We start from the raw sequence: 12,308 nt of genomic DNA, 5'->3' as shown, positions 1-12,308 counted from the left end.
ATGGCGACCTGGGGATCAGGTGTGTGAGCGTCGCTCACGCTGTGTGCTGGCGTTTCGCAGGCGTGCGAAGCGGGGCGATCCCTCGGCCCGTTTCGGGATCTCCGCTGAGAGACGGGGGACGCGCGTCTCAGTCTCACCGTCGAACTCGACGAACGTCGAAGCCGTGCGCCCGCGCGCGGACGCACGGCTTCGTGTCATAGGATGTCAGCAGACGACCTGAGTGTCGAGACGGCCCTCGATGTTGCCTGTTGCCCGGTCCTGGATGGCGGCGGTGACGGTGACGCACTTGCTGCCCGGGGCGTAGACCATGTTGCTCCAGCTCGAGCCGACACCCACCACCTGAGTCTTCACGTATACCCCGTCGGGTCCGGTCGCGATCGCTCCCGACAGCGCGTTCCCGGCGACGTTATTCGTGACGCGGACCCAGTTCGTGCCGCAGCTCGGGGAATAGCGCAGCTCCAGGGTTCCCTGGTAGTTGCCGTACTTCGAGTTGTAGACGCCCCAGGACTTGACTGTGTACGCGCCGTTCGAGCAGCCCGAGCTGATCGGGTCTCCACTGGTCGGTGCTGCCTGTGCGGCCGGAGCCACTCCCAGGCTCAGTCCCACCGCAGCCGCGATCGCCACGGCCACGCCGCTCACCTTTCGCACGAAGGACTTCGTAGACATTTCTTCCCCCTTCTTCGGCCGGCGCCCCGCCGGCCGTCCACACTCCACCATAGACAAAGCACAGGGTTCGCACTGCCCATGCTCACCTTCATAGAAGGGGACTGGTCGTGGTTGGGATTGGTGACCACTGCCGGGCCCGATATTGAAGGTGCATCCAGGCGTAGAGCGTCTTGAACGCGACCGCGTCACGCCAGGCCGTCAACGCTCGTCGGCCCACGCGGAGCATCCGCTCAGGCTCGAGATCCGCCAGATCGAAGAAATCAGGGGAGGGTACATCTGCAATCTCTTAGATGTACTCCATACGAGCTGACATAATGTTGATTATCAGCGGTTCGAGGAAGCGGCGGAGAGGGCTACGGGATCGACCGATGCAACGGTGATGCGCGCTGTACAGCGCGGGATCGATGAGCACGGGTCCCGGTCGTCCGATGCCGCGAAGGTCGAACGTCACATGCGCAAGCTCGCACGGTCACTGGCGATGCGTGGTCGGTTGGAACGCAACAAGCATGGCGATCTGGTGATCCCGCACGAGCAGATCCGGGTGATCCGATTCGACCGGGTGAATCGGGAAACCGGCGAGGTCAAGCGCTGCAAGTCTTATCGGATCGGGTACTACCACGGGGGTTCGGGCTTCATCCTGGTGAATGACGGACGCCGGTCGGGGCTGGACGTGTTGCGGATCCTCTCAAACCGCTCCGAGTGGGTCCCGGCCGCGTAGGCCGGCCGCTCCCCCGTTGCTCTCGAGATCTGTAGGTGTGTTCGAATGTCGTGTCCGCCGGCGCGGTGGTCGGCGACGTCGCCGGCGCCGAGCTCACGAAAACGGGATCCGCGTGATTTCGCGGATCCCGTTTGTGGTGGTGCCGTGGCGAAGAAGCGATGTTCTAATGTCACGTGTTCAGCTGGGCGTTGTTCGGGTCCAGCTGGCGTAGGCCCGCAGTCGTCATCTTGTGCGCGATCGCGATGCTGTCGGCCGCGCGGTCGTCATCCTGGTCGACCATGGCCGCAGCTGCCGACTTCAGTGCATCGATGGCCTGGCTGATGGCGACGAAGGCGAGGCCGCGCGGGGTGTAGTCGTTCACTAGTCGGCCACCTTCGCAGCAGCGGCCAGCTTATCGATCAACTCACGGAGATTCTGGGTGGCCATGTACTCGTCCTGCGCCGCCTGGTTGGCTCCGGCGTCGGTGCACGCGGTGCCGCGTCGGAAGGCGGCGTAGGTGGCTTCGGTGATGGCGACGTGGGCCTCGTGCCACATCTGCTCGATATCGGAATCGTTCATGATCTTGAATCCTCTCGGTTGCATTTCGGCTGGTCCGAAATGGCTTGCCATTTCGGCGCCCTCGCCGATGAGTCAGGGACGAGAGTGCGGGTCAAGTCCAAAGGCTGGGACGGCCCGGCAAGGTGCGGAGCACCATCCCCGCGGGAGTGTTTGGGACCGGATGGACTTGACGCGTGCGCTCGGCCCGGGCTACCTATCCACCGCTCCCCCGCCCTGCCAAGCTGCTCCGGTATGACCGACCGGAAAGACACGCTCATCAGGATAAATGTCCGCCCGTCGTGGTATCAGAGAACCCCGCTGCCGCTGGATTCGCCCGAACTGCTCGAACGGATCGAGCTGCAAGCACGCCAGGCGCTCAGGGACTTCGAGAACGCGGCTTTCGTGGAGGTCTTCGCGCAGTCCGGCGTGTACGGGCTCGCGGTGCGGCTGGAACGGCCGGTGATCGCGGTTAGAACAGCGGTGGGGCGCTATCGCCCCGAGTGGCTGCCCGCGGAGTGAACCGGGCGGCGGCGGCCTGTTTCGTGATGCCGAGCATGGCCCCGATCATCGACCATGACGCCCCCGCTCTGCGGGCCGCTTGCACCTGGACGTGGAGCGCCGAGAGGGCTTGCCGGTGCGCGTCCGCGCTGATCGCGAGGCTCCCCAGAGCCGAAACAGCTTCGCTCGTCAACATGTCTTGTCGATTCCGTCAGGGGGTGTTGTCGATGTCCCCGGGCCGCTTTCCGGGCTTGTTACTAAGTGCCACAGTCCTTACAGGTACACCCCCGACGGGGGTCTTAACAAGGGGCTGGGACGATCCTGGCCGGAATCGAGGAATGATGGCTATTGGTCGCAGCGTCCGCCCGGTCGTGCTGGTCTCGGGCGAGGTCGCCCGGATCCGCGAACTGACCCGGAAGTCGGACAAGACGAAGTACGGGACGGAGATCGTGCTCGCGCAGGACAACGGCGCGCAGATCGGCGTGACCGTGTATGAGTCCGCGTCGCTGTACGCGCTTCCCCAGATCGGCGACTTCTTCGTCGCCGAGTGCACCGTCGAGGAGTCCCGCGACTACGGGGCGTCGCTGTCGTTCGAGTCGTCCGGAGTGGATCTGCTCGACCGGATCCACGCCGCGTTGAGCACGTCGGGCAAGTAGCCGTGGACTGGGCCGCCGAGGTGCTGCCGAACACGCACCTGTGGGGCGTCGTGTTCGGCTGGATCGCGTGCTACCTCGCGGGCCGGTGGATGGGGAAGGGTGCGTGATGGACGCTGCTGCTGCGGTGCCGTTCGCGATGGCGTTCGCGGCGGGTCTCGCCGCGCTCGACTTCGCCGCATGGGCCATCACGGCCTTGTGGGATTTCTTCCGAGGGGTCGCACGGTGACCGTCCTCGGCGCGATCGTCGGCGGGCTTACATGCCTGGCCGCGGGTCTCCTGGTGGGCGTGTTCCGCCGGATCACAAGCGGGGGGAGGTGAACATATGGACATCAGCACCGTTGCTGCTCCCCCGGATTTCACTCCGATCACGGACCAGCTGTCGGCGATGGCACCGCTCGCGGCTGCCGCGCTCGGGGCCGTGCTCGGGTCGGCCCTGGCGGTCATGGCGATCAAGTGGGGCGCGCCGCTCATCATCGGCTTCTTCAAGAAGTCGGCGAAGTGAGCCTGTGCGGGGTCGGCCATGGTGGGCCGGCCCCGCACGTTCCGTATCAGGGTTGAGAGGGTGCGGGCTGTGGATGAGGAACAGAGCTTTGCGGGGGTGGCCACGAAGTGTGTCGCGGCGTTCGTCGCGGTCGTCGTGGTCGTGCTCGGAGTGTTCTGGGGCATCCCGCCCGCGGGAGCCGCGGAGCTGGTGACGGCGCCGCCCGCACCGGTTGAGCCGCTTCCGGTGCTGCCTTCGGTCGCGTCTCAGGCGGTCGAGGGAACGCAGCAGATGGGCGGCCTGGCGATGGACGCGCAGCGGAACCTCGCCAGGGCTGCGGCCGCGAGGGCGGCCGCAGCGTCGGCGGGGACCGTGGTCGAAGACACGGTGGTCCCGCTGACGAAGGCGGCGAGCTTCGCGCGTGGCGCGGGCGGGGTGCTGCTGATCTCGCCGAACATCGGGTGGGCGATCGGGCAGGGCGGTCTGGTGGCGTACGCGACGGCGACCGGCACGGACTATACGACGATGATCTGCAACACGCCGGACTGGTATCAGGGGACGAACGCGTTCCTGAGTTTCGGGATCACGGCGGACTGTAAGGGCACGATGGTGCAGCCGAACGCTGACAAGCAGGGGACGCCGACGCTGACGTACTCGGGAACGACGATCACGGTCGTCGGGCGGACGACGTTCTCGTCGTCGCTGTCGGGTACGCAGGGCATCCCGTCGAACTGGCCGTATCGGTGGTGCGTGTCGGCGCAGGCACCAGCGGGGACGCAGCTGCAAAGCCGAGACTATGTCACGTCGTCGCGGTGGACCGTGGTGTATCCGACGGCGGGCACGGGCGGGCAGTATTCGTGCGCTTCGGGCCGGTTCGACATGGACGGGGCGTACTCGAACGGGTCGAGCAACTATGCGAACACGGACACGCTGCGGCTGGTGAGTTCGTCGTCGGGGACGGTCGTGGCCACGCAGGTGATCCCGGTGACGGACCCGAGTCGGACGCCGACGTGCAAGATCACGTGGAAGGACGGGACCACGACGACGGGCACCGGGACGGTGTACCAGGAATCGACCGGCCTGCCGTCGTCGGCGGCGGGTCTCGGGTGTGAGCAGGCGTACGTGTCTAAGCCGGGTGCAGGGCCGGGGCTGCTGCCGTCGCAGATCGAGGTCGATTCGACGGATGACACGGGCGCGAAGACCCAGATCAGCACGCAGTCCGTCCCGAACTTCGGGCCGACCGAGACGAAGAGCATGGCTCCTAGCATCCCCAACCGGGGGCTCGTCCTGGAGAAGGTCGTCAACGGGGTCACGGACTCGTGCATGACGTGGGCGGCCGACTGCTCGAACTGGTGGTCCAAGACGAGCAACGGCACCACGACGGGGACGGCGACGGAGACGTTCAAGTGCACGTTCGGTGGCGACCCGGTGCCGCTGACGCAGTGCAGCGTTTATCAGCACACGTTCGACACGCAGACTTCGACGCCGGTCGTGACGATCCCGAGTACCGGGGTCGATACGCCGTGGATCACGGGGACCGAGCCGCTGAACACGACGAACCCGGGCGTCGGTGTCGGGACGGATCCGGGCGGGCAGTGCATGGCCGAATGGCCGTCCGCGCCGGACCCGATCAGCTGGATCCTCCAGCCCGTGAAGTGCGCGCTGGTGTGGGCTTTCGTCCCGCGGAGCTCGGTCGTCACGCAGGTGCAGACGAAGGTGACGACCGCGTGGGCGCCGACCGCGGTCGGCCAGATCGGGGCGATGCTCCCGGCGTGGCTGACGCCGCCGACCGGGTCGGGATGTGCGGGGCCGCACGTCAACTGGACGATCAACTGGCCGACGCATGTCGTGTTCGACGCGTACCCGCTCAGCGCGTGCGGCGAGCCGGTCGCGACGATCGCGACGCTCGCACGGCTGATCGCGTCGGTCCTGTTGATCGGGTACACGATCTTTGGCGTCTCGCGGCGGATCAGCGCGATTGTGAGCGCGCCGGGCGTGGGGCCGGGATCGTGATTAGCGAGTGGTTCCTGCAGATGGGCGCGACGATTCTCGCCTGGGTCGGGAGCCTGTTCCCTGCGTGGACGCCGCCCGCGGAGTTCACGCAGATGGGCGGGCTGGTCTCGCAGGCGATGGGCTGGTTCGTCGGGCTCGGGGTGTGGGTCCCTTGGTCGGTGCTGACCGCGTGCGTGACGGTTCAGCTGGCGGCGTGGGCGCTCACGCTGAGCGCGAAGACGGTCCGTGCGGCGGTGGCGCATATCCCGTTCGTGGGCGGGCACGGTGCGTGATGGACGGGTGGCGGATCCTGCGGTGGGCGCATCTGGCGATGCGGGTAGTCGGTCGGTTCGAGCGGATGACGAGGTGGGGACGATGAGCCTGGAAATTCTGGATGAGGGACGCGCAAGCGTTCCGGACGGTGCCGGTAGGGATGCGGCGGAGCCGCGCCCGGACGGCACGTCCGGATCGCGCCGCGACCTCCGTCGAGAGGAACAGCCTCCCGACACCATCACGGAGCCGGAACGAACGGCCGTGAAACCGCCGCGGTGGGCGTCGAAGGGATCCCGTACCCGGCGCGGGTACACGATCCACGCCTACATCGGTGCGAACGGTCACGGGAAGTCGTTGGCGATGATGCACGACACGAAGCTCTCGATGGACCGGGGCCGGCCGATCCTCAGCACCGTGAAGATCCTCGACCCGAGATCCGGTGAGCCGTACGCGGGATACATCCCGCTGCGGACGTGGGATCAGCTGCTCGACTTCCGCGATGGGGACGTGCTCTTTGATGAAGTGTTGGGGATCGCGGCGTCCGAGTCGGGCCGGTCGCTGCCGAAGGCGGTGCAGCTGCTGCTCAATCAGCTGCGTCGCCGCGACATCTTGCTGAGGTGGACCGCGCCCGCGTGGTCCAGGGCGAACATCGTGCTGCGGGAGGTCACGCAGGCGGTGACCGTGTGCCGGGGGTACTTGCCGAAGTACGAGAATCGGGGTGACGATTCCAGGCAGTGGGGTATGAACCGGCTGTTCCGGTGGAACACGTACGACGCGATGGAGTTTGCGACCTGGTCGGACAACAAGGAAGCTCAGCTGAAGGGGAAGCAGAATGCCTGGCTGTGGCGGCCGGGGTGCTGGGCGGAGCAGTCGTACGACACGTTCGATTCGGTGGATAACGTCGATTCGGGCGAGGGGTACTGCTTCCGGTGCGGTGGTGAGCGCCCGAAAAAGAAGCTCGATCCGTGCACGTGTTCGACGGATCCTGTGGACCTCGCGGCCGTGCCCGACTCGACGCTCGCGGCGCTCTGATGGACATCCTGGAAACGATCCTGCGGTGGATTGTGCACGCCGCGATCTTCCGGGCGATGTGGGCGCTCGGGTGGCCCTGGATCGCGGTCGTCGGCGTCGTCGCGCTGCTGGGCTGGATTGGTTGGCGCGTTGTCTCGCGTCGGCGTCGTCACGGCTGATACGTTGAAGGCCTCGCAGAGCTTGGAACTCTGCGAGGCCGAGGGCCACCTGTAGGGAGGTGACGGGGCCAATGGTAGCAAGGACGCTGACCCAAGCACAGGTCGACGCGCTCCGGATCCCGACTGCGGACGAGATCCGCAACGTCGCGGCGGCGCTCCCCCAACTCGAACAGTCCACCGTGTGGACGCCCGGTCTCGGCGACGGCCGACACTGGGACGCCCGCCCGAGACTTCACCTCGAGGTGGCCTCCGGGATGCTCCGGCTCTTCCGCACGTCTCAGCACCTCAAAGACGCCGCGTTCGATCGTGCGTTGGCTGAGAAGATGCGCGACGACACGGTGCGCGCGGAAGCGGCCGCGTATCGTGAAAGCATGGCGCTCCTGACAAAGAGTGAGCTTGCTCTGCTGGGTGCGCCGAAGGTGAGTACGTCGAGCGATCGACGGATCACGTCTTGGACTCGGCGCTCTCGTAATCGCATGCAGCAACAGCTCAACCGGCTCGACTTCACACCCCTGTTCGAGGACGGTCTCGAACCCGCGATGGTCACCCTTACAATGCCCGGGCAGTGGGAGCACCTCGCCCCGACACCGGCCGCGTTCAAGAAGATCGTCGAGCGGTTCCAGCTCTACTACGAGCGCGCGTGGGGCGTGCGCCCGCGGGGCGTCTGGAAGCTCGAATTTCAGAAGCGCGGCGCGCCGCACCTTCACATCCTCATGACTCCCCCGGCCGGGACGGCTGGCCGTGAGAAGGTTGAGTTCCGGGCGTGGCTGTCGAAGGCCTGGGCGCAGTGCGTCGGCGCAGAAGGCGATGAACGCGTGAAACACGAGCGTGCCGGAACCGGAATCGACTACGTCGGCGACCAGTACCGCGATCCGCGGCGCATCGCCGCGTACTTCGGCAAGCACGGATTTTTCTCCGCGAAGGACTACCAGAACCAGGTGCCGCAAATCTGGCTCGACGCGATCGCGGGAGGTGCCACCGGAGCTCGGTTCTGGGGCGTCTGGGGGCTTGAGAAGGCGTCCAGCGTGGTCCTGCTCGATGAGACCGGATCCGCGAGCGTAGAGACGCTCCTGGACCCGCTGGGAATCGTGGGGGCGGCGGGCGTCCTGGCATCGGCCGTAAAGACGCATATCGCTGATTATCAGTGATTCCGGATGGAGCCTACGGACGCCATCGATCTACGTCGATCTCGCTGCGATGACTGCCGAATGCGACTGCACGGAAACGCCCGTGCCATTCCGACGCGGCTCACACCGTCGCTCACGATGGCGACAAGACCACGGGGCTCCGCCGTACGCGATTCGTCTCAGCGCGCCAGGACGAATCCCTGACGGATCCACGCCGATGCGCCCAAGCCGAAGACTGCGACCGTGCGTCGCCCGGACGCCGCTCCTCCCCATGGCACTACGGCGCCCATCGGAACTGACATAACGTCCATGATCGCATCCGGAGCACAACAGACAGTGGCCGCGGCGCGTCAGCCCATGCCCGGCTCGCCCCAGGAGCCGCCGCCTGGCGGCGTCGGGCAGACGGCGTCGGTCGCAGCGGCGCCGATCTCCGCATGGATCGCCACGGTGCCGTCCGAGACCTTCGCCACCGTGAACACGACGCCTTCGAGGGCGCCACGGTGTGGCACGTTGCCGATATTGACCTCGTCGGCAGGAGAATCCGGATCCAGAGGGCCGGTGCGGTTCGAGATCAGCCCAGGCGTCGGATTCGCCATCATCCAGTTCGCGACATCCGTGAACGACATGCCCTCGACCGTCCAGAAGCGTTGCTTCGTGATCGTCGGCTCACAGACCCAGCCCTGAGAGGAGTTGAACGACGTCGTCGGCCCCTTCACCTGCACAGCACCCGGTGGCACAGCGGCAGTGGACAGCCAGCGATCGGCGCGCTGCGCAGCCTCCTCACGCGCAGGATCCGCAGCAGTAGGTGACGCCGTCGGGACCTGGGGCGGGACTTGAGTCGGATCCGCATCGGGCGAACCTGTTGCACCGCATCCGCTCAACGCCACGATGCCCAGGACGCCGGCCAGCAGCAGCACTCCCCGTTGCGTCGTCATGCGTCGGCACCTCGCTGCTCTACGGATCCTGCGGCACGCTGTCGCGCCGCCTCGTACAGCATGAGCGTGGCGGCGTTCGAGGCGTTGAGGGAGCTCGCCGATCCGTTCATGGGTACCCGCACCGTCACGTCCGCCGCGTCCCGCCATCCGCGCGCCAGCCCTGTCGTCTCGTTGCCGATGAGCACGAGCGACGGCTGCGTGAAGTCGTAGTCCCACACGTCCACGTCGCCGTGCTCATCGGTCGCGACGAGCGTCAGTGGCGTCCCCTGCGCGCGCACCTCGTGCACCCAGTCGAACACCGGGCCCCCGGAGGCCGTCCGTACGACGGGCGTGGCGAACAGCGAACCGGTCGAGGCGCGGACCGACTTCGGATCGTACGGATCCGCGGCGTGTCCGGAGACGATCAGGCCGTGCCCGCCGAGAGCGTCCATGGAGCGGAGGGTCGATCCGATGTTGCCGGGCTGGGTCGGGCGGTCGAAGACCATCCCCAGGAAGTCCTGCGGCACCCTGATACGAGACAGCTCGTCGTCGGGCATCGCCACCACGGCGATGATCTCGGTGGCGCCCTCCTCCTTGTCCGCGAGTTCAGCGAGCAGGGCGGCACTCATCGCGATCGTCTCCGGCGCCTGCTGCAGCACCTCACGCGCCCAGGGCGACAGGGGACGCTCTGCATCGTGGATCACGGTGAGGATGGTCCACCCGTGCTCGATCGCCTGAGAGATCGGACGCACGCCCTGCACGACGAAGCGATGCTCGCGCAGGCGATGGTTGCGGTTGCGCGTCAGTGCCTCGAGCAGCTGGAACCGCGAATTGCGCGTAGAGATCCGAAGGTCTGCCATCGTCTTCCCCTCACACGCCCACGTAGGCGGCGAGGTGCTCCCCCGTGACCGTGGACTTCGCCGCGACCAGATCGGCCGGCGTGCCTTCGTAGACGATACGCCCGCCGTCGTGGCCGGCGCCTGGCCCGACATCGATGATCCAGTCGGCGTGGGCCATGACGGCCTGGTGATGCTCGATCACGATCACCGACCTGCCGGCGTCGACGAGGCGGTCCAGCAGGCCCAGCAGATTCTGCACGTCGGCGAGGTGCAGGCCCGTGGTCGGCTCGTCCAGCACATAGGTCGCCGCGCCGTCGGCCATCAGCGTGGCGAGCTTGATGCGCTGGCGTTCTCCGCCGGACAGCGTGGAGAGCGGCTGCCCGAGCGACAGGTATCCGAGCCCGACGTCTTCGAGCCGGCTCAGGATCGCGACCGCCGCGGGGATCTTGGCCTCTCCCCCGCGGAAGAACTCGTGCGCCTGCGCGACAGGCATGTCCAGGACCTCGGTGATGTCCCTCCCGGCGAGCTTGTATTCGAGCACCGCGGCCTGAAAGCGCTTTCCGCCGCAGTCCTCGCAGGGGCTCTCCACCGTGTCCATGAAGCCGAGCTCCGTGACGATGACGCCGGCGCCCTTGCACGTCGGACAGGCGCCCTCGGAATTGGCGCTGAACAGCGCGGGCTTCACCCCGTTCGCCTTCGCGAAAGCCTTGCGGATCGGCTCGAGCAGCCCGGTGTAGGTGGCGGGGTTGCTGCGCCGAGACCCCTTGATCGCGGTCTGGTCGATCGAGACGACGCCCTCGCCCTTGGCCACGGAGCCGTGGATGAGCGAGCTCTTGCCGGATCCGGCGACGCCGGTGACCACGGTCAGGACGCCGAGCGGCACGTCGACGTCGATGCCCTGCAGGTTGTTGGTCGTGGCTCCGCGCACCTCGATCGCCCCGGTCCGCTTCCGCACCTCGGGCTTGAGGGCGGCTCGATCGTCGAGGTGACGCCCCGTGAGCGTCCCGCTGGCCCGCAGCCCCTCGACCGTGCCCTCGTAGCAGATCTCGCCGCCGGCGCTGCCGGCTCCGGGCCCGAGGTCGACGACGTGATCCGCGATCGCGATGGTCTCCGGCTTGTGCTCGACGACCAGCACCGTGTTCCCCTTGTCCCGCAGCTGTTCGAGCAGGCCGTTCATGCGCTGGATGTCGTGCGGGTGCAAACCGATCGTGGGCTCGTCGAACACGTAGGTGACGTCGGTCAGCGAGGATCCGAGGTGCCGGAGCATCTTGATCCGCTGCGCCTCTCCCCCGCTCAACGTGCCGCTGGGCCGCTCGAGCGACAGATAGCCGAGCCCCAGGGTGACGAAGGCCTCGAGGTTGGCCCGCAGCGCCTCGAGCAGCGGGCCCGCGCCGGGCAGATCGAGACCGCGCACCCACGCCGCGAGGTCGGTGACCTGCATGCGACAGGCGTCGGCGATGCTCACGCCCTCGATCTTCGAGGAGCGCGCGCCCTCCGTGAGTCGCGTGCCGTCGCACTCGGGGCAGATCGCGAACGTCGCCACCCGCTCGACGAAGGCGCGGATGTGCGGCTGCAGCGCGTCGATGTCCTTCGACAGCATGGACTTCGTGATCTTCGGGATCAGCCCCTCGTAGGTGATGTTGATCCCGTTGATCTTGACCTTGGTGACCTCTCCGTACAGGAAGAGCTGACGCTGCTTCTCCGTGAACGCCGAGATCGGCTTGTCGCCCGGGTAGAACCCCGACTCGGCGAACTGGCGCACCATCCAGCCATCGGCGGTGTATCCCGGAACCATGATCGCGCCGTCGTTCAAAGACTTCGCCTCATCGACGATCTGGGACAGATCCAGGTCCGACACCGCTCCCCTGCCCTCGCATCGTGGGCACATGCCGCCGAGGTAGATCGCGTCCTTGACGATCTTCTTCTCGCCGCCCGGCCCCGTCATCACGCCGCTGGCCTTCTGCGTGGGGATGTTGAAGGAGAACGCGGTCGGCCCGCCGATGTAGGGGGTGCCGAGCTTCGAGAACAGGATCCGCAGCATCGCGTTGGCGTCGGTCACGGTCCCTACCGTCGAGCGCGGGTTCGCCCCCAGGCGTTCCTGGTCGACGAGGATCGCCGTGGTCAGCCCCTCGAGCACATCGACATCGGGACGCGGAACGGACGGCATGAAGCCCTGGACGAACGCGCTGTAGGTCTCGTCGATCATCCGGCGCGATTCGGCCGCGATGGTGTCGAACACGAGCGAGCTCTTGCCGGATCCCGAGACACCCGTGAACACCGTCAGTCGGCGCTTGGGCAGCTCGATCGACACGTCTTTGAGGTTGTTCTCCCGGGCGCCCTGCACCCTGATCACATCATGGGTGTCGGCGATGTGCGACTCGGTGATCGGCATGCTGCTCCGTATCGTGCGGGCGGAT

General features: G+C 66.9%; 15 protein-coding genes. 9 read left to right on the top strand and 6 right to left on the bottom strand.

Annotated elements, in window-relative coordinates; translation table 11 throughout:
* Window positions 1–204: 204 nt before the first annotated feature.
* Window positions 205–666: a DUF2690 domain-containing protein gene (locus B7X32_RS02470; RefSeq protein ID WP_292715533.1), complete on the bottom strand. Its 462-nt coding sequence runs from the start codon at window positions 664–666 to the stop codon at window positions 205–207.
* A 379-nt stretch (window positions 667–1,045) separates the two neighbouring features.
* Between B7X32_RS02470 and B7X32_RS02465 the strand changes: the two genes are divergently transcribed.
* Window positions 1,046–1,384 (top strand): hypothetical protein, encoded by a 339-nt coding sequence (locus B7X32_RS02465; RefSeq protein ID WP_292715531.1) that lies wholly within the window; start codon window positions 1,046–1,048, stop codon window positions 1,382–1,384.
* 169 nt (window positions 1,385–1,553) lie between these two features.
* Here the strand turns inward: B7X32_RS02465 and B7X32_RS02460 are convergent, their stop codons facing one another.
* Together B7X32_RS02460 and B7X32_RS02455 are read right to left on the bottom strand one after the other, a co-directional pair.
* Entirely contained in the window at window positions 1,554–1,745 is a 192-nt protein-coding gene (locus B7X32_RS02460; RefSeq protein ID WP_292715529.1) for a hypothetical protein, read from the bottom strand.
* On the bottom strand, window positions 1,745–1,942 hold the full coding sequence (locus B7X32_RS02455; RefSeq protein ID WP_292715526.1) for a hypothetical protein: 198 nt from the start codon (window positions 1,940–1,942) through the stop codon (window positions 1,745–1,747). Before B7X32_RS02455 ends, B7X32_RS02460 begins: the two co-directional genes overlap by 1 nt.
* A gap of 231 nt (window positions 1,943–2,173) precedes the next feature.
* Between B7X32_RS02455 and B7X32_RS02450 the strand changes: the two genes are divergently transcribed.
* From B7X32_RS02450 to B7X32_RS02415, 8 genes are all read left to right on the top strand, one after another.
* Entirely contained in the window at window positions 2,174–2,440 is a 267-nt protein-coding gene (locus B7X32_RS02450; protein ID WP_292715524.1) for a hypothetical protein, read from the top strand.
* Between the two features lie 320 nt (window positions 2,441–2,760).
* Window positions 2,761–3,075, top strand: coding sequence for a hypothetical protein (locus B7X32_RS02445; protein WP_292715522.1), 315 nt, complete (start codon window positions 2,761–2,763; stop codon window positions 3,073–3,075).
* A 322-nt stretch (window positions 3,076–3,397) separates the two neighbouring features.
* On the top strand, window positions 3,398–3,577 hold the full coding sequence (locus B7X32_RS02440; RefSeq protein WP_292715520.1) for a hypothetical protein: 180 nt from the start codon (window positions 3,398–3,400) through the stop codon (window positions 3,575–3,577).
* Between the two features lie 96 nt (window positions 3,578–3,673).
* Entirely contained in the window at window positions 3,674–5,569 is a 1,896-nt protein-coding gene (locus B7X32_RS02435; protein ID WP_292715517.1) for a hypothetical protein, read from the top strand.
* Window positions 5,566–5,841 (top strand): hypothetical protein, encoded by a 276-nt coding sequence (locus B7X32_RS02430; protein ID WP_292715515.1) that lies wholly within the window; start codon window positions 5,566–5,568, stop codon window positions 5,839–5,841. Before B7X32_RS02435 ends, B7X32_RS02430 begins: the two co-directional genes overlap by 4 nt.
* A 73-nt stretch (window positions 5,842–5,914) precedes the next feature.
* On the top strand, window positions 5,915–6,853 hold the full coding sequence (locus B7X32_RS02425) for a hypothetical protein (RefSeq protein ID WP_292715512.1): 939 nt from the start codon (window positions 5,915–5,917) through the stop codon (window positions 6,851–6,853).
* On the top strand, window positions 6,853–7,011 hold the full coding sequence (locus B7X32_RS02420) for a hypothetical protein (RefSeq protein ID WP_292715509.1): 159 nt from the start codon (window positions 6,853–6,855) through the stop codon (window positions 7,009–7,011). Before B7X32_RS02425 ends, B7X32_RS02420 begins: the two co-directional genes overlap by 1 nt.
* Window positions 7,012–7,082: 71 nt before the next feature.
* Window positions 7,083–8,159 carry a hypothetical protein gene (locus B7X32_RS02415; RefSeq protein ID WP_292715506.1) on the top strand — a complete coding sequence of 359 codons (1,077 nt, stop codon included), beginning with the start codon at window positions 7,083–7,085 and terminating at the stop codon, window positions 8,157–8,159.
* 329 nt (window positions 8,160–8,488) lie between these two features.
* Here the strand turns inward: B7X32_RS02415 and B7X32_RS02410 are convergent, their stop codons facing one another.
* Genes B7X32_RS02410 through B7X32_RS02400 form a run of 3 tightly spaced genes read right to left on the bottom strand, consistent with a single transcriptional unit; the run spans window position 8,489 to window position 12,283 of the window.
* Window positions 8,489–9,073, bottom strand: coding sequence for a hypothetical protein (locus B7X32_RS02410; RefSeq protein WP_292715504.1), 585 nt, complete (start codon window positions 9,071–9,073; stop codon window positions 8,489–8,491).
* Entirely contained in the window at window positions 9,070–9,912 is an 843-nt protein-coding gene (locus B7X32_RS02405; RefSeq protein ID WP_292715502.1) for a TrmH family RNA methyltransferase, read from the bottom strand. The genes B7X32_RS02410 and B7X32_RS02405 overlap by 4 nt, the downstream gene beginning before the upstream one ends.
* Window positions 9,913–9,922: 10 nt before the next feature.
* Window positions 9,923–12,283 carry an excinuclease ABC subunit UvrA gene (locus B7X32_RS02400; protein WP_292715500.1) on the bottom strand — a complete coding sequence of 787 codons (2,361 nt, stop codon included), beginning with the start codon at window positions 12,281–12,283 and terminating at the stop codon, window positions 9,923–9,925.
* Window positions 12,284–12,308: the final 25 nt, after the last annotated feature.

Source organism: Microbacterium sp. 13-71-7 (genome assembly GCF_002257455.1).
In the GTDB taxonomy this organism is placed as follows: domain Bacteria; phylum Actinomycetota; class Actinomycetes; order Actinomycetales; family Microbacteriaceae; genus Microbacterium.
This window is presented reverse-complemented; position numbering and strand designations above follow the sequence as displayed.